Origin of the sequence: Streptomyces sp. NPDC006872 (assembly GCF_040635845.1) — a bacterium.
Lineage (GTDB): Bacteria > Actinomycetota > Actinomycetes > Streptomycetales > Streptomycetaceae > Streptomyces.
The window spans coordinates 89,309-112,998 of the sequence record NZ_JBEYIL010000017.1 but is presented as its reverse complement, the minus strand read 5'-3'; the positions used below and the strand labels follow the sequence as shown (position 1 = coordinate 112,998).

Genomic DNA, 23,690 nt, shown 5'->3' with positions numbered 1-23,690 from the left:
CGGTGCATGTCGTACTCGCTGGTGGGGGGACCGCCGGCCACATCGAGCCCGCGCTCGCCCTCGCGGACGCCCTGCGCAGGCAGGACCCCACTGTGGGGATCACGGCCCTGGGCACGGAGCGCGGCCTGGAGACCACGCTCGTTCCGCAGCGGGGCTACGAGCTCGCGCTGATCCCCGCCGTGCCGCTGCCGCGCAAGCCCACTCCTGAGCTGATCACCGTCCCGGGCCGGCTGCGCGGCACGATCAAGGCCGCCGAGCAGATCCTGGAGCGCACCAAGGCGGACTGTGTCGTCGGCTTCGGCGGTTATGTGGCCCTGCCCGGCTACCTCGCCGCCAAGCGTCTCGGCGTGCCGATCGTGGTCCACGAGGCCAACGCCCGCCCCGGGCTGGCCAACAAGATCGGCTCGCGCTACGCGGCCCGGGTCGCCGTCTCCACGCCCGACAGCAAGCTGCGGGACGCCCGCTACATCGGCATCCCGCTGCGCCGCTCCATCGCCACCCTGGACCGCGCGGCCGCGCGCCCCGAGGCCCGCGCGATGTTCGGTCTCGACCCGAACCTGCCCACCCTGCTGGTCTCCGGCGGCTCGCAGGGCGCCCGCCGCCTCAACGAGGTCGTCCAGCAGGTCGCGCCGTGGCTGCAGCAGGCCGGGATCCAGATCCTGCACGCGGTCGGCCCGAAGAACGAACTGCCGCACGTGCAGCAGATGCCGGGGATGCCCCCCTACATCCCGGTACCGTACGTGGACCGGATGGACCTCGCGTACGCCGCCGCCGACATGATGCTCTGCCGCGCGGGCGCGATGACCGTCGCCGAACTCTCCGCCGTCGGGCTCCCGGCCGCTTATGTCCCGCTGCCCATCGGCAACGGCGAACAGCGGCTGAACGCCCAGCCGGTGGTCAAGGCGGGCGGCGGACTGCTGGTCGACGACGCGGAACTGACCCCCGAGTGGGTCCGGGAGACCGTCCTGCCCGTGCTCGCCGACCCGCACCGGCTGTACGAGATGTCCCGCGCCGCCAGCGAGTTCGGCCGCCGTGACGCCGACGACCTGCTCGTCGGCATGGTGTACGAGGCGATCGCCGCCTCCCGTGCACACCGATAGGCACGTTTGACGAAAGGACAGGGGAGCGTGGCCGGATCCGCCACCGCCGAGCGCGGTGCACGTCAGCAGGAGTCCTCCGGCCCGCCCCTCGTCCGGCGGTTGGGTCGGTTGGGGCCGTGGTTGGGGCCGCGCAGACTTCGTGTGATCATCATTCTTGCGCTGGTCGTCGTGCTCCTCGGGGCGGGCGTCGTCTGGGTGTTGTACGGCTCGCAGTGGCTGCGGGTTCAGCGCGTCGCCGTCTCCGGCACGAGCGTGCTGACGCCGCAGCAGGTGCGTGAAGCCGCCGCGGTACCGGTCGGATCGCCGATGATTTCCGTCGACACGGAGGCGATCGAGGCGCGATTGCGTACGGAATTGCCCCGAATCGACTCCGTTGACGTGGTCCGTTCCTGGCCGCATGGAATCGGTCTGAAAGTGACCGAGCGGACTCCGGTTCTGCTTGTCCAAAAGGGGTCGAAGTTCGTGGAAGTGGACGACGACGGCGTCCGTTTCGCCACGGTTTCCGAGGCTCCGAAAGGCGTTCCTCTTCTGGAAATGGCCGTTTCGTCCTCGCGTTCCGCCGCCGCGAGCCTGCGCCGCTTCGGCGCGGGCCGGCTGGTGCGGGAGGCGGTCGAGGCGGCCGGCTCCCTCCCGGCCGCCGTCGCCCGCGACACCCGCCTCGTCAAGGTCCTTTCCTACGACGACATCTCGCTGGAGTTGACCGGCGGCCGCACGGTCGCGTGGGGGAGCGCCGAGCAGGGCGCCGCGAAGGGCCGTGCACTCACCGCTCTCATGAAAGCCGCCCCGGACGCGCGGCACTTCGATGTCAGCGCTCCCACGGCCCCTGCGTCATCAGGGAGTTGACGCACATCAGCGCAGGCCAGCACCCTGGTTGGGCACTGACACGGCTGATCACATAGGGTGAAAAGAAAAACGGGAGGTTCGGCGTGTTCGTTGAACGGGCGCCACTTGTCGACTTAGTGTCCTGTTCAGAAGACTTCAAGGAACAGACACACTGGTAACCCTAAACTTCAGCGTTAGGGTTCGGGTCGGCGAAACGGACCGTCCCATTCGGCATCAGTCGTCGGATCGCATCACCATGTGAGGCGACGACACGTAACTCGAGGCGAGAGGCCTTCGACGTGGCAGCACCGCAGAACTACCTCGCAGTCATCAAAGTCATCGGTGTCGGCGGCGGTGGTGTCAATGCCATCAACCGGATGATCGAGGTCGGTCTCAAGGGCGTCGAGTTCATCGCCATCAACACCGACGCGCAGGCGCTGTTGATGAGCGACGCCGACGTCAAGCTCGACGTCGGCCGCGAACTGACCCGCGGACTCGGCGCCGGCGCCAACCCGGCCGTCGGCCGCAAGGCCGCCGAGGACCACCGCGAGGAGATCGAGGAGGTCCTCAAGGGGGCCGACATGGTCTTCGTGACGGCCGGCGAGGGAGGCGGCACCGGCACCGGCGGCGCGCCCGTCGTGGCCAACATCGCCCGCAACCTCGGCGCCCTCACCATCGGCGTGGTCACCCGCCCGTTCACCTTCGAGGGACGGCGCCGCGCCAACCAGGCCGAGGACGGCATCGCCGAACTCCGCGAAGAGGTCGACACCCTCATCGTCATCCCCAACGACCGGCTGCTGTCCATCTCGGACCGCCAGGTCTCGGTCCTCGACGCCTTCAAGTCGGCCGACCAGGTCCTGCTCTCCGGCGTCCAGGGCATCACCGACCTGATCACCACCCCCGGTCTGATCAACCTCGACTTCGCCGACGTCAAGTCGGTCATGTCCGAGGCCGGCTCGGCCCTCATGGGCATCGGCTCGGCCCGCGGCGACGACCGCGCGGTGGCCGCCGCCGAGATGGCGATCTCCTCGCCGCTGCTGGAGGCCTCCATCGACGGCGCCCGGGGCGTCCTGCTCTCCATCTCCGGCGGCTCCGACCTCGGCCTGTTCGAGATCAACGAGGCCGCCCAGCTGGTCAGCGAGGCGGCCCACCCCGAGGCCAACATCATCTTCGGCGCGGTCATCGACGACGCGCTCGGCGACGAGGTCCGGGTCACCGTCATCGCAGCCGGCTTCGACGGGGGGCAGCCCCCGGCCCGCCGGGAGACCGTCATCGGCTCGTCCTCGTCCTCGGCCCGCCGCGACGAGCCCACTCCGGTACGGCAGTCCGACAGCCGTCCGTCCTTCGGCTCGCTCGGCAGCGTGACGCCGAAGGAGGAGCCGGAGCCGGCCCCCGAGCCGGTGGCCGACCTCCCGGTCTCCCCGCCGGTGCCGCCGTCGCGGACGTACTCGGACAGCGCGGCCGAGGAGCTGGACGTGCCGGACTTCCTGAAGTGATAGGACAGCGCGAGAGCGTGAGCGGCGCGCACTTCGCCTTCACCGACCGGTGGGGCGGGGTGAGCGCCGCTCCGCATGAGGAGCTCAACCTCGGCGGGGCGGTCGGCGACGACCCCGACGCCGTACGCGTCAACCGTGAGCTGGCCGCCAAGTCGCTGGGGCTGGATCCGGGCCGGGTCGTCTGGATGAACCAGGTGCACGGCAACGACGTGGCCGAGGTCGAAGGACCCTGGACCACCCGGCTGACCCCGCCGGTCGACGGCCTGGTGACCGCGACCCGCGGACTCGCCCTCGCCGTGCTGACGGCGGACTGCGTGCCGGTGCTGCTCGCCGACCCCGTCGCCGGTGTCGTCGCCGCCGCTCACGCGGGACGGCCCGGCATGGTCAAGGGGATCGTGCCCGCCGCCGTCGACGCGATGGAGTCGCTCGGCGCCGACCCCGCCCGGATCGTCGCCCGCACCGGACCCGCCGTGTGCGGCCGGTGCTACGAGGTGCCGGAGGAGATGCGCGCCGAGGTGGCCGCCGTCGAGCCGGCGGCGCACGCCGAGACGAGCTGGGGCACTCCCGCGGTCGATGTGACCGCCGGGGTGCACGCACAGCTCGACCGGCTCGGGGTGCACGACCGGGAATCGTCGCCGGTGTGCACTCGGGAGTCGAAGGATCACTTCTCGTATCGCCGCGACCGCTCCACGGGGCGACTCGCGGGATATGTCTGGCTGGACTGATGGGGCATGACGGACCGTAGGGACGAACTCGCAGCAAACCTGGCGAAGGTGGAGGAACGCATCGCCGCCGCGTGCGCGGCCGCCGGTCGCAAGCGGGAGGAGGTGACCTTGATCGTGGTCACCAAGACCTACCCGGCGAGCGATGTGCGGATCCTCGCCGAGCTCGGCGTGCAGGACGTCGCCGAGAACAAGGACCAGGACGCGGCGCCCAAGGCGGCCGACTGCGCCGACCTGCCGCTTCGGTGGCACTTCGTCGGCCAGCTGCAGACCAACAAGGTGCGCTCCGTGGTCGGTTACGCGGACGTCGTGCAGTCGGTCGACCGCGCGAGGCTGGTGACGGCCCTGTCCAAGGAGGCCGTGCGGGCCGGCCGTGAGCTGGGCTGCCTGATCCAGGTGGCCCTGGACGCCGGGCTGAGCGAGCGGGGGGAGCGCGGCGGAGTGGCCCCGGGCGGCATCGAGGAGTTGGCCGAGCTGGTCGCCGGCTCCCCGGGGTTGCGGCTTGACGGACTGATGACCGTCGCACCTCTGACCGGGGAGTACGCCGGGCGTCAACGGGCAGCATTCGGGCGGTTGATGGATTTGTCGACCGACCTGCGCAGAGACCGTCCGGCTGCGAACATGGTGTCGGCAGGGATGAGTGCGGACCTCGAGGAGGCCGTGGCGGCCGGAGCGACACATGTACGCGTCGGCACCGCGGTACTCGGCGTCCGCCCCAGGCTCGGGTAACGTCGCCAGGAAGTCGGACCACAGCAGAAAATATGGTCATTACCGCCGCGAGGCGGCACAAGGGCCACGTGGATCGCGGGACTTGGCAGTCGGAAGTCGATCCACCACAGAGCGGAGGACTCAGAGCATGGCCGGCGCGATGCGCAAGATGGCGGTCTACCTCGGCCTCGTGGAGGACGATGGGTACGACGGCCGGGGTTTCGACCCCGACGACGACTTCGAACCCGAGCTCGACCCTGAGCCCGAGCGGGACCACCGGCGTCACGAGCCGGTGCACCAGTCCCACGGTGCACACCAGTCCCAAAGGGGCGAAGAGGTGCGAATCGTACAGCCGCCCGCTCCGCGTGAGCCGGTGGCGCGATCCGCTTCGCCAGCCGCGGAATCCGGGCGTCCGGCGCGCATCGCGCCCGTGGCATCCATCACACAAGAACGTCAGTCCCTGGAGAAGAACGCACCGGTGATCATGCCCAAGGTCGTGTCGGAACGAGAGCCGTACCGGATCACCACACTCCACCCCCGGACCTACAACGAGGCCCGTACCATCGGGGAACACTTCCGTGAGGGCACCCCGGTGATCATGAATCTGACTGAGATGGATGACACAGACGCGAAGCGACTTGTCGACTTTGCGGCCGGTTTGGTGTTTGGTCTTCACGGCAGCATCGAGCGGGTGACGCAGAAGGTGTTCCTGTTGTCGCCTGCTAACGTCGATGTCACGGCGGAGGACAAGGCCCGCATCGCAGAGGGCGGGTTCTTCAACCAGAGCTGAGACGTAAGACCGGAAAGCAGTACAGAGCAGTACAGAGCGGCACGGAACAGGGGAGAGGGAAACACCGAACATGAGCGTGGTCCTTGATGTCATCTACATCGCGCTGATGGTCTTCCTCATCGTGCTCATCTTCCGGTTGGTCATGGACTACGTCTTCCAGTTCGCCCGCTCATGGCAGCCCGGCAAGGCGATGGTGGTCGTTCTGGAGGCCACCTACACTGTCACCGATCCACCGCTCAAGCTTCTGCGGCGGGTCATCCCGCCGTTGCGTCTCGGGGGCGTGGCGCTCGACCTGTCCTTCTTCGTACTGATGATCATCGTCTACATCCTGATCTCGATCGTGAGCCGGCTGTGAGCGATGTGAACTACCGTCTTGCCGATGCCGACGACTACGTTGAGGTGAAGAGATGCCGTTGACCCCCGAGGACGTGCGGAACAAGCAGTTCACGACCGTCCGCCTCCGAGAAGGCTATGACGAGGACGAGGTCGATGCCTTCCTCGACGAGGTCGAAGCCGAACTGACCCGCCTGCTCCGCGAGAACGAGGATCTGCGCGCCAAACTGGCCGCTGCCACGCGCGCTGCTGCCCAGAACCAGCAGAACATGCGCAAGCCGCCGGAGCAGGACCAGCAGCAGGGTGGCATGCCGCAGCAGGGCGGGATGCAGCAGGGCGGCATGCAACAGGGCGGCATGCAGCAAGGCGGGATGCAGCAGGGCGGGATGCCCCAGCAGGGCATGCCGCAGCAGGGGATGCCCCCCCAGGGCATGCCTCCGCAGGGCATGCGCGGTCCCGGCGCTCCGGTGCCCGCCGGCATATCGGGCCCGCCGCAGCAGCAGATGGGTGGCCCCATGGGCGGCCCGCCCCAGCTGCCGAGCGGTGCCCCGCAGCTGCCCGCCGGTCCCGGCGGTGGTCAGGGCGGCCCGCAGGGTCCCGGCCAGATGGGTCAGGGCCCCATGGGCCAGGGTCCGATGGGTCAGGGTCCGATGGGTCAGGGTCCGATGGGTCAGGGTCCGATGGGTCAGGGTCCGATGGGTCAGGGTCCGATGGGCGGCCAGCCCATGCAGCAGCAGATGGGTGGCCCGATGGGCGGCCCCATGGGCGGTCCGATGGGCGGCCCCGGTCAGGGCCCCGGTGGCGACAGCGCCGCCCGTGTCCTCTCGCTGGCCCAGCAGACCGCCGACCAGGCGATCGCCGAGGCCCGTTCCGAGGCCAACAAGATCGTCGGCGAGGCGCGTTCGCGTGCCGAGGGTCTCGAGCGTGACGCCCGTGCCAAGGCCGACGCCCTGGAGCGGGACGCGCAGGAGAAGCACCGCGTGGCCATGGGCTCCCTGGAGTCCGCCCGCGCGACGCTGGAGCGCAAGGTCGAGGACCTGCGTGGCTTCGAGCGCGAGTACCGGACGCGTCTGAAGTCCTACCTCGAGTCCCAGCTGCGTCAGTTGGAGACCCAGGCGGACGACTCGCTCGCTCCGCCGCGTACTCCGGCCGCGGCTTCGCTGCCGCCGTCCCCGGCGCCTTCCATGGCTCCGGCCGGCGCGAGCGCCCCGTCCTACGGCGGCAACCCGGGCATGGGCGCCCCGAGCCCGGCCGCTCCGTCCTACGGCGGTCAGCAGCAGCAGATGTCCCCGGCGATGACCCAGCCGATGGCTCCGGTGCGGCCGCAGGGCCCGTCGCCGATGGGCCAGGCCCCCTCGCCGATGCGCGGCTTCCTCATCGACGAGGACGACAACTGACGGCCACTAGTACGCCTTAGGCGTCGGCAGCGTTCAAAGGGCGGGACCCCGGATTTTCGATCCGGGGTCCCGCCCTTTTTACGCGTGTTGACGATGTTGACAGTGGGGACGGCGGTGTCCAGTGGGGGAGTCGGCGGCACAACGCGTAGGGCCCGGCTCCCCTTGGGGGAACCGGGCCCTACGTTCTTGCGCCCTTGTGCCCTTACGCCTTACGCCTTGCGCAGGCGGAAGGTCAGCGTCAGGCCCTCGTCCGTGAACGGGGCGCCGTACGTGTCGTCCGCCTCGCCCTGGGCGAAGTCCGTGGCGAGGACCTCGTCGGCGATGAGGCCGGCGTGGCCGGACAGGGCGTCGACGGCTCCCGGGTCGGTCGCGGTCCAGCGCAGCGCGATGCGGTCGGCGACGTCGAGGCCGCTGTTCTTGCGGGCCTCCTGGATCAGCCGGATCGCATCACGGGCCAGGCCCGCGCGGCGCAGCTCCTCGGTGATCTCCAGGTCCAGCGCGACCGTGGCGCCGGAGTCGGAGGCGACCGACCAGCCCTCGCGCGGGGTCTCCGTGATGATCACCTCGTCGGGGGCGAGATCGATCGTCTCGCCGTCGATCTCCACCGACGCCGTGCCCTCGCGCAGGGCGAGGGACAGCGCGGCCGCGTCGGCGTTCGCGACGGCCTTGGCGACGTCCTGGACGCGCTTGCCGAAACGCTTGCCCAGGGCGCGGAAGTTGGCCTTGGCGGTCGTGTCGACCAGGCTGCCGCCCACCTCGGAGAGGGACGCCAGGGACTCGACGTTGAGCTCCTCCGTGATCTGCGCGTGCAGCTCGCGGTCGAGGCCGTCGAAGCCCGTGGCGGCGATCAGGGCGCGGCGCAGCGGCTGGCGGGTCTTGACGCCCGACTCCGCGCGCGTGGCGCGGCCCAGCTCCACCAGACGGCGGACCAGGACCATCTGCCGCGACAGCTCCGGGTCGATCGCGGACAGGTCCGCCTCCGGCCAGGCGGCCAGGTGGACGGAGTCCGGGGCGCCCGGGGTGACCGGCACGACGAGGTCCTGCCAGACCCGCTCGGTGATGAACGGGGTCAGCGGGGCCATCAGCTTGGTGACCGTCTCGACGACCTCGTGCAGGGTGCGCAGCGCGGCCTTGTCGCCCTGCCAGAAGCGGCGCCGGGAGCGGCGGACGTACCAGTTGGACAGGTCGTCGACGAACGCCGAGAGCAGCTTGCCGGCGCGCTGGGTGTCGTACGCCTCCAGAGCCTGCGTCACCTGGTCGGTGAGCGCGTGGAGTTCGGAGAGCAGCCAGCGGTCCAGGACGGGGCGGTCGGCCGGGGCCGGGTCGGCCTCGCTCGGCGCCCAGTCGGACGTGCGCGCGTACAGCGCCTGGAAGGCGACCGTGTTCCAGTACGTGAGGAGCGTCTTGCGGACGACCTCCTGGATGGTGCCGTGGCCCACCCGGCGGGCCGCCCACGGGGAGCCGCCGGCCGCCATGAACCAGCGGACGGCGTCGGCGCCGTGCCGGTCCATCAGCGGGATCGGATCCAGGGTGTTGCCCAGGTGCTTGGACATCTTGCGGCCGTCCTCGGCGAGGATGTGACCGAGACAGACGACGTTCTCGTACGACGACTTGTCGAAGACCAGCGTGCCGACGGCCATCAGCGTGTAGAACCAGCCGCGGGTCTGGTCGATGGCCTCGGAGATGAACTGCGCCGGGTAGCGGGACTCGAACAGGTCCTTGTTCTTGTACGGGTAGCCCCACTGCGCGAACGGCATCGAACCCGAGTCGTACCAGGCGTCGATGACCTCCGGCACGCGCGTGGCCGTCTTTCCGCAGGCATCCTGCGGGCAGTCGAAGGTGACGGCGTCGACGTACGGCCGGTGCGGGTCCAGCTCGGACTGGTCCTCGCCGGTCAGTGCGGTGAGCTCCGCGCGCGAGCCGACGACCGTGAGGTGGTCGTCCTCGCAGCGCCAGATCGGCAGCGGGGTGCCCCAGTAACGGCTGCGGGACAGCGCCCAGTCGATGTTGTTGTTCAGCCAGTCGCCGAAGCGGCCGTGCTTGACCGTGTCCGGGAACCAGTTGGTCTTCTCGTTCTCCTGGAGCAGACGGTCCTTGACGGCCGTCGTGCGGATGTACCAGGACGGCTGCGCGTAGTAGAGGAGCGCGGTGTGACAGCGCCAGCAGTGCGGGTAGCTGTGCTCGTACGGGATGTGCTTGAACAGGAGGCCGCGCTGCTGGAGGTCCTCGGTGAGCTTTTCGTCCGCCTTCTTGAAGAAGACACCGCCGACCATGGGGACGGATTCCTCGAAGGTGCCGTCGGGGCGGACCGGGTTGACGACCGGCAGACCGTAGGCGCGGCAGACCTTGAGGTCGTCCTCGCCGAAGGCGGGGGACTGGTGGACCAGACCCGTGCCGTCCTCGGTCGTCACGTACTCGGCGTTGACCACGTAGTGGGTTTTCACGTCCGCCGGGAACTCGACCAGCTCGAACGGACGTTGATAGGACCAACGCTCCATTTCGGCGCCGGTGAAGCTCTGACCGGTGGTCTCCCAGCCCTCGCCGAGCGCCTTGGCGACCAGCGGCTCGGCCACGACGAGCTTCTCCTCGCCGTCGGTCGCGACGACATAGGTGACCTCGGGGTGCGCGGCCACGGCCGTGTTGGAGACCAGCGTCCAGGGGGTCGTCGTCCAGACGACCAGGGAGGCTTCGCCGGCGAGCGGACCGGAGGTGAGTGGGAAACGGACGTACACGGAAGGGTCGACGACCGTCTCGTAGCCCTGCGCCAGCTCGTGGTCGGAGAGGCCGGTGCCGCAGCGGGGGCACCAGGGGGCGACGCGGTGGTCCTGGACCAGCAGGCCCTTGTCGAAGATCTCCTTGAGCGACCACCAGACGGACTCGACGTACTCCGGGTCCATGGTCCGGTACGCGTCGTCGAGGTCGACCCAGTAGCCCATGCGGGTCGTCAGGTCGGTGAAGGCGTCGGTGTGCCGGGTCACGGACTCCCGGCACTTGGCGTTGAACTCGGCGATGCCGTACGCCTCGATGTCCTGCTTGCCGGAGAAGCCGAGCTCCTTCTCCACGGCCAGCTCCACCGGCAGGCCGTGGCAGTCCCAGCCGGCCTTGCGGGCCACGTGGTAGCCGCGCATGGTGCGGAAGCGGGGGAAGACGTCCTTGAAGACGCGCGCCTCGATGTGGTGGGCGCCCGGCATGCCGTTGGCGGTGGGCGGGCCCTCGTAGAACACCCATTCGGGGCGGCCCTCGGACTGCTCCAGGCTCTTGGCAAAGATCTTCTGCTCGCGCCAGAAGTCGAGCACCGCGTGCTCGAGGGCGGGCAGGTCGACCTGGGCGGGCACCTGGCGGTACTGCGTCATCGATCTTCCTCCGGCGGACGTACTGCCTTCCGTCGGAGGGACGAGAGCCTTGTTGCCTGTCTACGCCTTCTGCGGCGCGCTCCCGCGGTACCACCCTCCTTGGCCCTCCGGTGCGCCCTGCGCGCCGGTGAGCCCCCTCATTGGGGTCGCGATGCCGGTTCTACCAACCCTCGAGGGGTCTTCTTCCGGCGGCTCCGGGGTGATCTTCGCGTCGTGCAGGCCCCCGGGCTTCCACCGTCCCCGGGTCGCTCTGGGCTGCGTGCGCCGCTACTCGTCCCCATCCATGCTTTTCGCTCCGCCCAGTGTACGGCTCCACGACGACAGCGGCCGACCGGTTTACGGGGCCTCCCGGCGGGGTGGGCGGCAGGGGTCGAGATGCCCCGAATGGTGGTTGGATGCGGAGGTACGTGTGTTCGCATTCCGGGACGTCCGGCCCGGCGGATTACCCGGCGGGGAGCTGGGCACAACGGATGCAGGCTTGCCGCGTCGCGTGCGCGAGGCGGGCGAATCGGGCGGTGCGCCCCGTTGCCGCGGGCCCCAAGTCGATTTATCGTCCCAGCACGATTCGCGTGCAAGATCACAATATGTGAAGGGGCCGCGGCCATGGTGGCGAAGAAGACCGCCGTACAGCAGTCGGCGTCCGGCAGGTCCACGAGTGCCTCCGGCGGCGCGGCCAGGGCTACGACGGCCGGGAATGCGGGAAAGCAGGCGAAGGCCGAGAAGGCGGCCACCGCGAAGAAGTCCGCCGTGAAGACGACCGCTGCGAAGAAGGCGAGCGAGGAGAAAGCGGTCGCCAGGAAGACGGTCGTCAAGGAGACGGTCGCGAAGAAGGCGGGCTCCAGGAAGGCGGCCGTCAAGGAGCCGGCTGCGAAGAAGACGACCGGGAAGAAGGCGGCGGCCGCGAAGGTCACCGGCAGGAAGGCGGCGGCCGCGAAGGTCGCCGGTGCCAAGGGCGTGGCCGCTACGGGTGCGGGCAGGAAGAACACGGCCAAGAAGGTGGGCGCGGCCTCGGCCGCGGAGCAGACGGGAGCCACGACAGTGGTTGCGAAGAAGACTCCGGGTACGGCCACGGCGGCGAAGACCGCCGTCCCCAAGGCACGCCTCGCCGCGGCGGAGCCGGGCGAGCTCGCGGTGCGCCCCGGCGAGGAGCCGTGGACACAGGAGGAGGTCGAGGAGGCCCGCGCACAGTTGAGCTCCGAGATGGAGCGGCTGCGGGCGGAGCTGGCCTCGTCCGAGACGGCCCTGGTCGGCCTGATGCGGGACTCGGGGGACGGCGCCGGCGACGACCAGGCCGACACCGGCACCAAGAACATCACGCGCGAGCACGAACTGGCGCTGGCCGCCAACGCGCGCGAGATGCTGATCCAGACCGAGCACGCCCTGGAGCGGCTGGACGCGGGCACCTACGGGCTGTGCGAGAACTGCGGCAACGCCATCGGCAAGGCCCGGATGCAGGCCTTCCCGCGGGCCACGCTGTGCGTCGAGTGCAAGCAGAAGCAGGAGCGCCGGTACTGATCTCCTGGCTGCCGGGGGGCGTGCCGTACCCTCGTCCTCAGTCAGGTACCTAGGTTGAGGGACTCACGTGGCAGAGGCGGAGCGCGTCATCGGTACGCCGGACACCCCAGAAGCGGGTTCCGATCCGGAGGAGTCGTCCGGCGCGGGCGAGCAGGAGGGCAACGGGGCACGGCCCAAGGGCAAGCGCCGTATCGCCGTGCTGTTCACCGTGGCCGCGTTCGCGTACGTGCTCGACCTGGTCAGCAAGATGATCGTGGTCGCCAAGCTGGAGCACCACGCGCCGATCGAGATCGTCGGGGACTGGCTGAGGTTCGAGGCCATCCGCAACGCGGGCGCGGCCTTCGGTTTCGGGGAGGCCTTCACCATCATCTTCACGGTGATCGCCTCGGCCGTGATCGTGGTGATCGCCCGGCTGGCCCGCAAGCTCTACAGCCTGCCCTGGGCGATCGCGCTGGGTCTGCTGCTGGGCGGCGCGCTGGGCAACCTCACCGACCGGATCTTCCGTGCGCCGGGCGTCTTCGAGGGGGCGGTCGTGGACTTCATCGCGCCCAAGCACTTCGCGGTCTTCAACCTCGCGGACTCGGCGATCGTCTGCGGCGGCATCCTGATCGTGCTGCTGTCCTTCAAGGGCCTGGACCCGGACGGGACCGTCCACAAGGACTGACCGCCCGGCGGTTGTCCACAGCGCCGTACGGCGGTACCGGAGCCGTCCGGCATACTCGACGGGTGAGCACGATTCCCGAGATCCGTACCCTGCCCGTGCCGGACGGCCTGGAGGGCGAGCGCGTAGACGCCGCCATCTCCCGCATGTTCGGCTTCTCCCGCACCAAGGCCGCGGAGCTCGCCGCGGCGGGGAAGGTCTCGGTCGACGGCTCGGTGGTCGGAAAGTCCGAGCGGGTGAGCGGCGGGGCCTGGCTGGAGGTCGAGATGCCGCAGGCCCCGGCACCCGTGCAGATCGTCGCCGAACCGGTCGAGGGCATGGAGATCGTGCACGACGACGACGACGTGGTCGTGATCGTCAAGCCGGTGGGCGTGGCCGCGCACCCGTCGCCCGGCTGGAGCGGCCCCACCGTCATCGGCGGGCTGGCCGCGGCCGGCTACCGCATCTCGACCTCCGGCGCCGCCGAGCGCCAGGGCATCGTGCACCGGCTCGACGTGGGCACGTCCGGACTGATGGTCGTCGCCAAGTCGGAGCGGGCGTACACGTCGCTGAAGCGCCAGTTCAAGGAACGCACTGTCGACAAGCGCTACCACACGCTCGTCCAGGGCCATCCCGACCCGACCAGCGGCACCATCGACGCGCCGATCGGCCGACACCCCCAGCACGACTACAAGTGGGCGGTCACGGCCGAGGGCAAGCCGTCGGTCACGCACTACGACCTGATAGAGGCCTTCCGTGCGGCCTCTCTCCTGGACGTCAAGCTGGAGACCGGCCGCACCCACCAGATCCGTGTCCACATGGCCGCCCACCGCCACCCCTGCGTCGGCGACCTCACGTACGGCGCCGACCCGACGCTCTCCAAGCGGCTGCATCTGACCCGGCAGTGGCTGCACGCCGTGCGGCTCGGCTTCGAGCACCCCGGGGACGGGCAGTGGGCGGAGTTCGCCAGCGAGTACCCCGAGGACCTGCAGAAGGCCCTGGACCAGGTCCGCGAGGAGACCTACGGATGAGCGGGACGGGTCGGACGAGCGGTACGCGCGCGTACGCGGTGCGCGTCGCCGACGACCTCGCCGACCGGGAGGCCTGCTTCGCGGTGCGCAAGGAGGTCTTCGTCGGTGAGCAGGGCGTGCCCGAGGACCTGGAGTACGACGCGCACGACGCCGACGCGGTGCATGTGCTGGCGGTCCGGGCGGACGGCGTGCCGCTCGGCACCGGGCGGCTGCTGTTCGGCGAGGCGGCCGCGGCCAGGACCGCCGGCGATCCGTCGGTGGGTTCGCTGGGGCGGCTCGCCGTGACCCGGGAGGCGCGCGGGCTGGGCGTCGGGGCGGCGCTGGTGCGGGCGATCGAGGAGGCGGCACGCGCGCGTGGGCTCGCGGCGGTGGATCTGCACGCGCAGACGCACGCGCTGGGCTTCTACGAGCGGCTCGGGTACGAGGCGTACGGGCCGGAGTTCCCGGACGCGGGTATTCCGCACAGGTCCATGCGGCGTTCTCTCTAGCCCGCTGCGCCGCGTGCGACGCTGGAGGTCTGGATGTCTTTGATCGTCTAGATCGGAGCGCTGACCGTGGATCAGTTGGCCCTGCTGTTCGTGCTGTTGCTCGGGGCCGTGGTGAGCGTCCCGGTCGGGGACCGGCTGGGGCTGCCCGCGCCGGTGCTCATGACGCTGCTAGGGATCGTCCTCGCGGTGCTCGACTTCGTGCCCAACGTGGAGATCCCGCCGGAGCTGATCCTGCCCCTCCTGCTGCCGCCGCTGCTGTACGCGGCGGTGCGGCGGACGTCCTGGCGGCAGTTCGCGGCGAACGTGCGGCCGATCTTCCTGCTCGCCGTGGCACTGGTGTTCGTGACGACGGTCTGCGTGGCCGCCGTGGCCCATGCGATCGTGCCGGGGCTGCCGACCGCCGCGGCCGTCGCGCTGGGGGCGCTCGTGGCGCCGCCCGACCCGGTGGCCGCCACCGCCGTCGCCGGACAGCTGGGGCTGCCCCGCCGACTGGTGTCCATCCTGGAGGGCGAGGGGCTCTTCAACGATGTGACGGCCATCGTGCTGTACCACGTCGCGATCGCGGCGGCCGTGAGCGGGACGTTCTCGCCGTGGCAGGCCGGGCTCGACCTGGTGCTGTCCGCCGTCGTGGCGCTGGCGGTGGGCGTGGTGCTCGGCTGGGGCGCGAACAAGCTGCTGGACGTCCTCGGGGACACGACGCTGCAGATCGGCCTGACCCTCCTGGTGCCGTACGCCTCCTATGTGCTGGCGGAGGAGTTCCACGGGTCGGGCGTGCTGGCCGTCCTGACCACCGCGCTGTTCCTCGCCGAGTACGCCACCGACCCCGACGACGTGCTGACCCGGCTGGCCGGTCACACCTTCTGGGACATCATCGACACGCTGGTCACGGGCGTCGCGTTCGGGCTGATCGGCCTGGAGCTGCACATCGCGATCCGCACGGCGTCCGGGCGGTGGCAGGAGATGCTCGGGTGGGCCGGCGTGATCGTGGCCGTGGTCGTCGTCGTACGGCTGTTGTGGCTGCTGCCGGCGACCTGGCTGACGCAACGGCTGCATGCCCGGCAGGACCACCTCGAGGACATTCCGACGAACTGGCGGGAGACCGTCGTCATGTGGTGGGCGGGGATGCGCGGGGTGGCCTCGGTGGCGCTGGCGCTGGCCGTTCCCCTGGAGACCGACGAGGGGACGGCCTTCCCCGACCGGAACGAGATCATCTTCATCGCCTTCGGCGTGATCATGGCGACCCTGGTCCTCCAGGGACTGACCCTGCCGTGGCTGGTGAAGCGGCTCGGCGTGCGGGCGGACACCGACCGGGAGAAGGAGTTCGAGAAGGAACTGGCGGTGCGGGCGGCGAAGGCGGCGAAGCGACGGCTGCGGGAGATCGAGGCCGAGGAGGACCTGTCGGACGAGCTCTCCGAGCAGATGCTGCGACGGGCCTTCGACATCGGGCTGCGGATCAGTCCGGACGTCGCCGAGGACGAGCGGCTGGAGGGGCACGAGCACCGCGTGCGCAGGCTGAAGCGGGTGCGCCGCATCCAGGGGGAGATGCTCAGCGCGGCCCGCCACGAGGTGGTGGCGGCGCGCAGCGAGCCGGGCGCCGATCCGGAGATCGTCGACCGCGTCCTGCGACATCTGGACGTGCGCAGCCTTCGGTGATCTCCCCTGCGTTCATGGCAGTCGTGTAAAGCGCGACGATCTCCGTCGATGCGTCTGGTTACGTTCGGGGCATGGCACGCAATGTGGTGATCAGTGGTGGCGGGACGGGAATCGGGCTGGCTGCGGCGCAGGCCTTCGCGGCGGACGGGGACCGCGTGCTGCTCCTCGGGCGGCGGGCGGACGTGTTGGCGAAGGCCGGGGTGGACGGGGCGCTGACCTACGCCGCCGACCTGAGCGAGCCGGAGGAGGTGCGGGGGGTCGCCCGGTTCGTCGGGGAGGAGCTCGTCACCGTCGACGTGCTCGTCCACAGCGCCGGGGGCGCGGGGCATCTGGAGCCCCCGAGCGACAGCGACGATCCGCTCGACCGGGTCGCGCACGACTGGACCGTCAACTTCCGGAACAACACCCTCTCCGCGGCCCTGCTCACCGAGGCCCTGAAGGACCGGCTCGCCTCGCCCGGCGGTCGGGTCCTGTTCGTCAGCTCCATCGCCGCCTACCGGGGGTCCGGCAGCGGGGCGTACGGCGGCGCCAAGGCCGCGTTGCACCCGTACGCCCGGGATCTCGCCCGGGAGCTGGGGCCGCGGGGCGTCACCGTCAACGTCGTCGCCCCCGGGTATGTCGAGGACACCGGATTCTTCGGGGAGGCCATCGAGCCCGCCCGGCGCGAGCGGCTCGTCGGCGAGACCCTCACCGGGCGGGCCGGGACCCCCGGGGACATCGCCGCCACCCTGCACTGGCTGGCCTCCCCGGGCGCCGGGCACGTCACCTCACAGGTGGTCCAGGTCAACGGGGGCGCGGAGCGGGGCAACTGACGCTCAGCGATCCGTCCGCGGCGGCTCGTGGGCGCGGCGGGGAGCGCCGTCGGGGGAGGCGGACGAGGCGGAGGGGGACTGGGCCTGGCCCGGGACGCGCCCCGGGGGCAGGGCCGCGTCCGCGGTGTTGACCCTCGGGAGCGCGTACGGGTGCTCCTTCGACAGCCAGCGGATCATCTGCTCGCGGACCGTGACCCGCACCTTCCAGATGTCGTCCGCGTCCTTCGCCGTGACCAGCGCCCGCACCTCCATGGTGTTCGGGGTGGTGTCCGTGACGTCCAGGCCGCAGGCGCGACCGTCCCAGGCCGGGCACTCGCGCAGGATGTCGCGCAGCTTCTCGCGCATCGCTTCCACCGGCGCCGCGTGGTCGACGTGCCAGTAGACGATGCCGGTCATCTGCGGGGTGCCGCGCGACCAGTTCTCGAAGGGCTTCGAGGTGAAGTACGACACCGGCATGGTGATGCGGCGCTCGTCCCAGGTCCGTACGGTCAGGAAGGTCAGGGTGATCTCCTCGACGGTGCCCCACTCGCCGTCGACCACGACCGTGTCGCCGATGCGCACCATGTCGCCGAAGGCGATCTGCAGGCCGGCGAAGAGATTGGCGAGCGTCGACTGGGCGGCGACACCGGCGACGATGCCGAGGATCCCGGCCGAGGCCAGCAGCGAGGCGCCCGCCGCCCGCATGGCGGGGAACGTCAGCAGCATCGCGGCCACCGCCACCACACCGACGACGGCCGACACCACCCGCACGATCAGCGACACCTGGGTCCGCACCCGCCGCACCCGGGCCGGATCGCTCTGGGCGCGCGCATAGCGCGAGTACGACGTCTCCACGACCGCCCCGGCGATCCTGATCGCCAGCCAGGCCGCCGACCCGATCAGCACCAGGGTGAGCAGCCGGCCGACGCCGACCCGGTGGGTTTCGAGCAGCTGAGCGTGGTCGTAGGAGCCTCTCAGCAGCGCCGCGCACAGCACCAGCTGGTAGGGGATCCGGGCGCGGCGCAGCAGGCCCCACAGGGACGTACCGCCGTGCCGGGCGTCGGCCTTGCGCAGCAGCAGGTCGGTGGCCCAGCCGATGAGCAGCGTCAGTACGACCGAGCCGCCGACCACGATCACAGGGCGGAGCAGGTTCTCCATGCCCTCGAACGTAACCGGGCGGGAGGGGCCTTGAACATGTGACTTCCGTGCAGAACCGTGCGCACGGCGTTGTCAGTGCCGGCTGGCACCATGGGCGCATGAACATCATGCTCTTTCACTCGACCTACGGCCTGCGGCCCGCGGTGCGCGCGGCGGCGGACCGGCTGCGCGCCGCCGGCCACGAGGTGTGGACCCCGGACCTCTTCGAGGGGCGCACGTTCGACACGGTCGAGGAGGGCATGGCGCACAACGAGAAGATCGGCAAGGACGAGCTGCTGAGAAGAGCCGTCCTGGCCGCCGCGCCCTACTCGGAGCGGGGGCTGGTGTACGCCGGGTTCTCGCTGGGCGCGTCGATCGCGCAGACCCTCGCCCTCGGCGACGCCAAGGCGCGCGGCCTGCTGCTCCTGCACGGCACCTCGGACCTCGCGCCGAACGTCTCGGCGCCCGACCTGCCGGTGCAGCTGCACGTCGCCGAGCCGGACCCGTTCGAGACCGACGACTGGCTGAGCGCCTGGTATCTCCAGATGGGCAGAGCGGGCGCGGACGTGGAGATCTACCGGTACGCGGGCGCCGGGCACCTGTACACCGACCCCGACCTGCCCGACTACGACGAGGAGGCCGCCGAGGCCACCTGGCGGGTGGCGCTCGGCTTCCTCGAAACCCTGTGACCGGCGAAACTCTGTGACCGGCGAAACCCTGTGACAGGCGGCTACACCGGGTCGTACGTGCGCTCCACCTTCTGCGTGCCGCTGCGCGTGCGGTACGAGCGGGACCAGGAGGAGGTCGCGGTGGCGCTGGTGCGGTCGGACAGCACGTAGTAGTCCATCTGCGCGCGCTCGGCGGTGATGTCCAGGACGCCGTAGCCGTGGCGGTCGGTGTCGACGAAGTGGACGTGCCGGTTGGCGGCCCGGATGATCGGGGAGGCGATCGCGGTGAGGGTGCCCTCGGGGACCTTCACGATGTCGTCCAGGTTGTCGGAGGTCACCGAGGTGACCACGAACTCCGTGGCGGCCGAGGCCGAAAGGGGGTAGGTGCCCGCGTCCACCGGCACGTCGTTGGCCCATGCCATGTGGATGTCGCCGGTCAGGAAGACGGTGTTGCCGATGGCGTGGGAGCGCAGATGGGCGAGGAGCTCGCGGCGGTCGTCGGTGTAGCCGTCCCACTGGTCGGTGTTGAGGGCGATGCCCTCCTGCGGCAGGCCGAGCAGCTTGGCGAGCGGCTTGAACAGGTCCGCCGAGAGCGAGCCGATCGCGAACGGGGAGATCATCACCGAGTTGCCGACCAGCCGCCAGGTCGTGTCGGAGGCCTTCAGCCCGGCCTTCAGCCAGTCCAGTTGGGCGCGCCCGGTGATCGTCCGGTCCGGGTCGTCGACCGTGCCGTTGCCGACGGCGACCTGCTGCGAGCGGAACGAGCGCAGGTCCAGCAGGGACAGGTCGGCCAGTTTGCCGAAGCGCAGCCGGCGGTAGGTGGTGCCGGCGATCGCCGGGCGGACCGGCATCCACTCGAAGTAGGCCTGCTTGGCGGCCGCCTGACGGGTCGTCCAGGCGCCCTCGGCGCCCTCGGTGTGGTTCTCCGCGCCGCCCGACCAGGTGTCGTTGGCGAACTCGTGGTCGTCCCATATCGCGACGACCGGCGCCTTCGCGTGCAGGGTCTGCAGGTCCGGGTCCGTCTTGTACTTGCCGTGCCGGGTGCGGTAGTCGGCGAGGGTGAGGATCTCGTGCGCGGGCGCGGTCTGCCGGACGACGGTCCCGCGGGCGCCGTACTCGCCGGTGCCGTACTCGTAGATGTAGTCGCCGAGGTGCAGCCAGGCGTCCAGGTCGCCGCGGGCCGCGAGGTGGCGGTACGAGGAGAAGTAGCCGGCCTCCCAGTTGGCGCAGGAGACCACGCCGAACCGCAGGCCCGGCACGGCGGCGTCCGCCGCCGGCGCGGTGCGGGTGCGCGCCACCGGGGAGTCGGTGCCGCCGGCCGAGAAGCGGAAGTAGTAGTCGGTGGCGGGAGCAAGGCCCCGGAGGTCGGCCTTGACGGTGTGGTCGGTCGCGGCGGTGGCGGTGAGGGAGCCCTTGGCGACGACGTTCGTCAGCGCCTTGTCCCGGGCGACGACCCAGCTCACCTCGGTGTCCGGGCCGAGCCCGGAGCCGGGCGTCGCCTCGGCGGTGGGCGTCACCCGGGTCCACAGCAGGACCCCGTCGGGCAGCGGGTCGCCGGAGGCGAGGCCGTGCAGGAAGGCGGGGGCGTCGGCGGCGCGGGCGGGCAGCGCGGCGACGAGCGGGCCGGCCAGCACGGCGGTGGCCGCGGCCGCCTTGACGACCGTACGGCGGCGCGGCGACAGGGAGTGGGGGCGCTCTGACGGTGTGTCGGCGCTCTCGGAGGATCTGTGTCGACTGGTCACGGGCGATGAGATTACTGACCAGTACGACCGAAGGGCGGGCGAACTCCCAAAAGTTCGCCCGCTCTTCGTCAGAGTGTCGGATCAGGCCTTGAGGGCCGCGTCGATCGCCGTGGTGAAGTCGGCGACCGTCATCGGGGCGTTCTGCCCGCCGGAGTCGGTCAGTGTCTTGCCGTCCATCTTCAGGGTCGGGGTGCCCGAGACCCCGCTCTTGTCGAACGTCTTGGACATCTCCAGCGCCCACTTGTCGTAGGTGCCGTCCTTCACGGCGCTCTGGAACTTGGCGTTGCCCTTCAGTGCCGCGACCGTGTCCGCCACCTTGATCAGGTAGGAGTCGTCCTTGAACTTGTCGTCGGTCTCCTCGGGGTGGTACTTCGCCGAGTACAGCGCGGTCTTGTACTCCAGGAACGCCTCGGGGCTGACGTTCAGCGCGGCGCCCAGGGCGCTGAGCGCGTTCTTGGAGCCCTCGCCGGTCAGGCTGCGGTCGAGGAAGGTCGCGCCGACGTACTGGATCTTGAACTTGCCGGCGTCGTAGTCGCTCTTCACCGTCGCGCCGACGGTCTGCTCGAACTGGGCGCAGACCGGGCAGCGCGGGTCCTCGTACATCACGAGGGTCTTCTTGGCGCTCGCCTTGCCCATGACGACGGTCAGGCCGTTCTTGCCGGTGGTGTTGGCCGGCGCGACCAGCTTGTCCTTCGCGGCCTCGTCCCAGTAGCTGGGCTGGTTGGCCTGGACGACGGCGTAACCTATGCCGCCGGCCACGGCCAGCACGCCGACCGCCGAGCAGGCGACGATGATCTGCCGCCTGACCTTGGCCCGCTTGGCCTCGCGCTCACGCTCGATGCGCAGCCGCTCCCGGGCCGCCGTCTTCGCTGCCGCGCTGTTCCGCTTGCTCATGTCGGTGTTCTCCAAAGGGGGACGCGCACACCTGGTACGCGGAAGTTCGTGTGGGGACTGACTGAGGGGGTGCCACGTGCTCAGACGGTCTGTTCGGGCGTTTGCTCAGGCCGACTGCTCAGGCCGTCGGTCCAGGTCGTCCGTTCAGGCCGTCCGTTCAGGCCGTGGCGACCGAGCACGGCGGTCCACGCCGTCCCAGGGAGTGCACGAGGATCCGCTCGCGGACGGTGGGCGTACGGCGCACGGGGCGCGGCAGGCGGCGGGCGGCCGGGGCGCGTCGTACGGTCACGGCGGCGACGGCCAGCAGCAGCGGCCGGAAGGTCGTCGCGGTCGCCGCGCGCAGCAGCTGGGCCAGCGCCCGCTCGCCCCGGCGCAGCCAGGCGGCGGCGATCAGACCGACGCAGATGTGCGCGCCGAGCAGCAGCCAGGCGGTCGCCGGGTCGGCGTGCGCGAGGACCCCGCCGAGCCGGTCGGTGTCGGTGCCGGTGACCTGGGCGAACGGTGTGCCGACGGGCGTGCCGTCGCCGCACAGCACGTCCCAGCCGACCGAGGCCAGCGGGCCGGCGACCGGTCCGCCCGCCCGGCCGTAGCAGACGTGCTGGCCGGTGGTGAAGACGGTGTCGGCCGCCAGCTCCAGCGGGATCAGCAGGGCGGCGATCCGCCCGAAGCCGCGCTCGCGGCCCGCGAGGGCGTACGCGAGGGTGAAGACGGCGGCCGCGACGACGGCCACCGTGTTGAGCGGCAGCGGGGCCCGCGACAGCAGCACGTGCGACGCGGTGCTGAGCGTCACGACGAGTGCCGTGAACAGCGCCGCGCGCGCGGCTCTGAGGCGGGTCCCGGATATGTCCATAGCGGAGGAAGTGTGTCACGCGCTCCTGTAGGAGACCCCTAAAGGATGCCTGTGAGAACGCCGACTGTTAGCGACCTGTTGTCGAAGGCCTGTGCTCACAGGCCTGTGTTCAGAGGCCTGTGTTCAGAGGCCGGGAATCCGGCCGTTGCGGAAGAGGTCGAGGAAGATCTGGTGGTCGCCGCGCGCGCGGGCGCCGTAGGAGTGCGCGAAGTCGACCAGGAGGGGCGCGAAGCCCTCCTCGTCGGCCGCGATCGCCGCGTCGATGGCCCGCTCCGTGGAGAACGGGACCAGGGACTCGCCGGAGGTGTCGTCCGCCGCCGCGTGCATCGTGGCCGTGGACCGGCCCAGGTCGGCGACGACGCCCGCGATCTCGTCGGGGTCGTCGATGTCACTCCAGTCCAGGTCGACCGCGTACGGCGAGACCTCGGCGACGAGCTGTCCCGCGCCGTTCAGCTCGGTCCAGCCCAGCCATGGGTCGGCGTGGGCCTGCAGGGCGCGCTGGGAGATCACCGTGCGGTGGCCCTCGTGCCGGAAGTAGTCGCGGATCGCCGGGTCGGTGATGTGCCGGGAGACGGCCGGGGTCTGGGCCTGCTTGATGTAGATCACGACGTCGTTCTCCAGGGCGTCGCTGTGGCCCTCCAGGAGGATGTTGTACGACGGCAGTCCGGCCGAGCCGATGCCGATGCCGCGGCGGCCGACGACGTCCTTCACACGGTAGGAGTCGGGGCGGGCCAGCGAGGTCTCCGGCAGCGTCTCCAGATAGCCGTCGAAGGCGGCGAGGACCTTGTAGCGGGTGGCCGCGTCCAGCTCGATGGAGCCGCCGCCCGACGCGAAGCGGCGCTCGAAGTCGCGGATCTCGGTCATCGAGTCCAGCAGCCCGAAGCGGGTCAGCGAGCGGGCGTCGCGCAGCGCGTCGAGCAGCGGGCCCTGGGCCGTGTCCAGGGTGAACGGCGGCACCTCGTCGCTCTTGGCGCCGGTGGCCAGCGCGTGGATGCGCTCGCGGTACGCGCCCGCGTACACCTCGACCAGCTCGCTGATCTGCTCGTCGCTGAGGGCCTTCGCGTACCCGATGAGGGCGATGGACGCGGAGAAGCGCTTGAGGTCCCAGGTGAAGGGGCCGACGTAGGCCTCGTCGAAGTCGTTGACGTTGAAGATCAGCCGCCCCGTGGCGTCCATGTACGTGCCGAAGTTCTCCGCGTGCAGGTCGCCGTGGATCCACACGCGCGAGGTGCGCTCGTCCAGGAACGGGCCGCCCCGCTTCTCCGCGTCGAGGTCGTGGTAGAAGAGGCTCGCCGTGCCGCGGTAGAACGCGAACGCCGAGGCCGCCATCTTCCGGAACTTCACGCGGAACGCGGCCGGGTCGGCGGCCAGGAGCTCGCCGAACGCGGTGTCGAAGACGGCGAGGATCTCCTCGCCGCGGTGCTCGTCGCCTGGCTGCGGAACCGACATCGCTGGGTGCCTCCTGGTGCAGTGCATGTACGACAGCGTCTCTGCCGTCTCCAACGGGCGAAGGTACGCGGGAGTGCCCGTTTCCCCCCGGTGAAGGTACGCGGTGAACGG

21 protein-coding genes are annotated in these 23,690 nt (G+C 70.6%); 15 read left to right on the top strand and 6 right to left on the bottom strand.

What is annotated here, in order from left to right; all coding sequences use genetic code 11:
• The first annotated feature begins 2 nt into the window (after nt 1-2).
• From murG to ABZ725_RS38900, 8 genes are all read left to right on the top strand, one after another.
• Nucleotides 3-1,100, top strand: coding sequence for an undecaprenyldiphospho-muramoylpentapeptide beta-N-acetylglucosaminyltransferase (gene murG, locus ABZ725_RS38935; protein ID WP_351910997.1), 1,098 nt, complete (start codon nt 3-5; stop codon nt 1,098-1,100).
• Nucleotides 1,101-1,127: 27 nt separating this feature from the next.
• Nucleotides 1,128-1,943, top strand: a complete 816-nt coding sequence (locus tag ABZ725_RS38930) for an FtsQ-type POTRA domain-containing protein (protein WP_358807122.1) — start codon at nt 1,128-1,130, stop codon at nt 1,941-1,943.
• 278 nt (nt 1,944-2,221) lie between these two features.
• Nucleotides 2,222-3,418 (top strand): cell division protein FtsZ, encoded by a 1,197-nt coding sequence (gene ftsZ, locus ABZ725_RS38925; protein ID WP_358807121.1) that lies wholly within the window; start codon nt 2,222-2,224, stop codon nt 3,416-3,418.
• A complete protein-coding gene (gene pgeF / locus ABZ725_RS38920; RefSeq protein ID WP_358807120.1) occupies nt 3,415-4,143 on the top strand; it encodes a peptidoglycan editing factor PgeF in 729 nt (242 codons plus the stop codon). Before ftsZ ends, pgeF begins: the two co-directional genes overlap by 4 nt.
• Before the next feature lie 6 nt (nt 4,144-4,149).
• Nucleotides 4,150-4,869: a YggS family pyridoxal phosphate-dependent enzyme gene (locus tag ABZ725_RS38915; protein ID WP_351910993.1), complete on the top strand. Its 720-nt coding sequence runs from the start codon at nt 4,150-4,152 to the stop codon at nt 4,867-4,869.
• 127 nt (nt 4,870-4,996) lie between these two features.
• A complete protein-coding gene (gene sepF / locus ABZ725_RS38910) occupies nt 4,997-5,638 on the top strand; it encodes a cell division protein SepF (RefSeq protein WP_358807119.1) in 642 nt (213 codons plus the stop codon).
• A gap of 70 nt (nt 5,639-5,708) precedes the next feature.
• Nucleotides 5,709-5,993: a YggT family protein gene (locus ABZ725_RS38905; RefSeq protein ID WP_037668845.1), complete on the top strand. Its 285-nt coding sequence runs from the start codon at nt 5,709-5,711 to the stop codon at nt 5,991-5,993.
• A gap of 52 nt (nt 5,994-6,045) precedes the next feature.
• The gene (locus ABZ725_RS38900; RefSeq protein WP_358807118.1) at nt 6,046-7,368 is read left to right on the top strand and encodes a DivIVA domain-containing protein; all 1,323 of its coding nucleotides are present in this window, start codon (nt 6,046-6,048) and stop codon (nt 7,366-7,368) included.
• Nucleotides 7,369-7,577: 209 nt separating this feature from the next.
• Here ABZ725_RS38900 and ileS read toward each other — a convergent pair whose 3' ends face one another.
• Entirely contained in the window at nt 7,578-10,721 is a 3,144-nt protein-coding gene (gene ileS / locus ABZ725_RS38895) for an isoleucine--tRNA ligase (RefSeq protein WP_358807117.1), read from the bottom strand.
• A 603-nt stretch (nt 10,722-11,324) separates the two neighbouring features.
• On the opposite strand from ileS, the gene ABZ725_RS38890 reads away from it, so the two are divergent.
• The 6 genes from ABZ725_RS38890 (at nt 11,325) to ABZ725_RS38865 (ending at nt 16,860) form a co-directional block, all read left to right on the top strand.
• Entirely contained in the window at nt 11,325-12,236 is a 912-nt protein-coding gene (locus ABZ725_RS38890; RefSeq protein ID WP_358807116.1) for a TraR/DksA C4-type zinc finger protein, read from the top strand.
• Between the two features lie 67 nt (nt 12,237-12,303).
• The gene (gene lspA / locus ABZ725_RS38885) at nt 12,304-12,900 is read left to right on the top strand and encodes a signal peptidase II (RefSeq protein ID WP_351910988.1); all 597 of its coding nucleotides are present in this window, start codon (nt 12,304-12,306) and stop codon (nt 12,898-12,900) included.
• Between the two features lie 62 nt (nt 12,901-12,962).
• Complete coding sequence (locus ABZ725_RS38880; protein WP_351910987.1) at nt 12,963-13,907, top strand: RluA family pseudouridine synthase; 945 nt, start codon at nt 12,963-12,965, stop codon at nt 13,905-13,907.
• Nucleotides 13,904-14,395 carry a GNAT family N-acetyltransferase gene (locus tag ABZ725_RS38875; RefSeq protein WP_358807115.1) on the top strand — a complete coding sequence of 164 codons (492 nt, stop codon included), beginning with the start codon at nt 13,904-13,906 and terminating at the stop codon, nt 14,393-14,395. Before ABZ725_RS38880 ends, ABZ725_RS38875 begins: the two co-directional genes overlap by 4 nt.
• 66 nt (nt 14,396-14,461) lie before the next feature.
• Nucleotides 14,462-16,048 carry a Na+/H+ antiporter gene (locus tag ABZ725_RS38870; protein WP_358807114.1) on the top strand — a complete coding sequence of 529 codons (1,587 nt, stop codon included), beginning with the start codon at nt 14,462-14,464 and terminating at the stop codon, nt 16,046-16,048.
• Between the two features lie 71 nt (nt 16,049-16,119).
• Nucleotides 16,120-16,860: an SDR family oxidoreductase gene (locus ABZ725_RS38865; protein ID WP_358807113.1), complete on the top strand. Its 741-nt coding sequence runs from the start codon at nt 16,120-16,122 to the stop codon at nt 16,858-16,860.
• Between the two features lie 3 nt (nt 16,861-16,863).
• Here ABZ725_RS38865 and ABZ725_RS38860 read toward each other — a convergent pair whose 3' ends face one another.
• On the bottom strand, nt 16,864-17,997 hold the full coding sequence (locus ABZ725_RS38860; protein WP_358807112.1) for a mechanosensitive ion channel domain-containing protein: 1,134 nt from the start codon (nt 17,995-17,997) through the stop codon (nt 16,864-16,866).
• A 98-nt stretch (nt 17,998-18,095) separates the two neighbouring features.
• Between ABZ725_RS38860 and ABZ725_RS38855 the strand changes: the two genes are divergently transcribed.
• Complete coding sequence (locus ABZ725_RS38855; RefSeq protein ID WP_358807111.1) at nt 18,096-18,665, top strand: dienelactone hydrolase family protein; 570 nt, start codon at nt 18,096-18,098, stop codon at nt 18,663-18,665.
• A 41-nt stretch (nt 18,666-18,706) separates the two neighbouring features.
• On the opposite strand, the gene ABZ725_RS38850 is transcribed toward ABZ725_RS38855, so the two are convergent.
• The 4 genes from ABZ725_RS38850 to ABZ725_RS38835 all read right to left on the bottom strand — a co-directional run bounded on the left by ABZ725_RS38850 (nt 18,707) and on the right by ABZ725_RS38835 (nt 23,579).
• Nucleotides 18,707-20,386, bottom strand: a complete 1,680-nt coding sequence (locus ABZ725_RS38850) for an alkaline phosphatase D family protein (protein ID WP_358807110.1) — start codon at nt 20,384-20,386, stop codon at nt 18,707-18,709.
• 81 nt (nt 20,387-20,467) lie between these two features.
• Nucleotides 20,468-21,280 carry a DsbA family protein gene (locus ABZ725_RS38845; protein WP_351910981.1) on the bottom strand — a complete coding sequence of 271 codons (813 nt, stop codon included), beginning with the start codon at nt 21,278-21,280 and terminating at the stop codon, nt 20,468-20,470.
• 157 nt (nt 21,281-21,437) lie between these two features.
• The gene (locus tag ABZ725_RS38840) at nt 21,438-22,130 is read right to left on the bottom strand and encodes a hypothetical protein (protein WP_358807109.1); all 693 of its coding nucleotides are present in this window, start codon (nt 22,128-22,130) and stop codon (nt 21,438-21,440) included.
• 123 nt (nt 22,131-22,253) lie between these two features.
• Nucleotides 22,254-23,579 (bottom strand): DUF2252 domain-containing protein, encoded by a 1,326-nt coding sequence (locus ABZ725_RS38835; protein ID WP_358807108.1) that lies wholly within the window; start codon nt 23,577-23,579, stop codon nt 22,254-22,256.
• Nucleotides 23,580-23,690: the final 111 nt, after the last annotated feature.

Coding starts and splice junctions, on each gene's coding strand:
- ABZ725_RS38915 (WP_351910993.1), top strand. CDS start 4,150: ATGACGGACCGTAGGGACGAACTCGCAGCAAACCTGGCGAAGGTGGAG.
- sepF (WP_358807119.1), top strand. CDS start 4,997: ATGGCCGGCGCGATGCGCAAGATGGCGGTCTACCTCGGCCTCGTGGAG.
- ABZ725_RS38905 (WP_037668845.1), top strand. CDS start 5,709: ATGAGCGTGGTCCTTGATGTCATCTACATCGCGCTGATGGTCTTCCTC.
- ABZ725_RS38900 (WP_358807118.1), top strand. CDS start 6,046: ATGCCGTTGACCCCCGAGGACGTGCGGAACAAGCAGTTCACGACCGTC.
- ileS (WP_358807117.1), bottom strand. CDS start 10,721: ATGACGCAGTACCGCCAGGTGCCCGCCCAGGTCGACCTGCCCGCCCTC.
- ABZ725_RS38890 (WP_358807116.1), top strand. CDS start 11,325: ATGGTGGCGAAGAAGACCGCCGTACAGCAGTCGGCGTCCGGCAGGTCC.
- ABZ725_RS38875 (WP_358807115.1), top strand. CDS start 13,904: ATGAGCGGGACGGGTCGGACGAGCGGTACGCGCGCGTACGCGGTGCGC.
- ABZ725_RS38865 (WP_358807113.1), top strand. CDS start 16,120: ATGGCACGCAATGTGGTGATCAGTGGTGGCGGGACGGGAATCGGGCTG.
- ABZ725_RS38860 (WP_358807112.1), bottom strand. CDS start 17,997: ATGGAGAACCTGCTCCGCCCTGTGATCGTGGTCGGCGGCTCGGTCGTA.
- ABZ725_RS38855 (WP_358807111.1), top strand. CDS start 18,096: ATGAACATCATGCTCTTTCACTCGACCTACGGCCTGCGGCCCGCGGTG.
- ABZ725_RS38845 (WP_351910981.1), bottom strand. CDS start 21,280: ATGAGCAAGCGGAACAGCGCGGCAGCGAAGACGGCGGCCCGGGAGCGG.
- ABZ725_RS38840 (WP_358807109.1), bottom strand. CDS start 22,130: ATGGACATATCCGGGACCCGCCTCAGAGCCGCGCGCGCGGCGCTGTTC.
- ABZ725_RS38835 (WP_358807108.1), bottom strand. CDS start 23,579: ATGTCGGTTCCGCAGCCAGGCGACGAGCACCGCGGCGAGGAGATCCTC.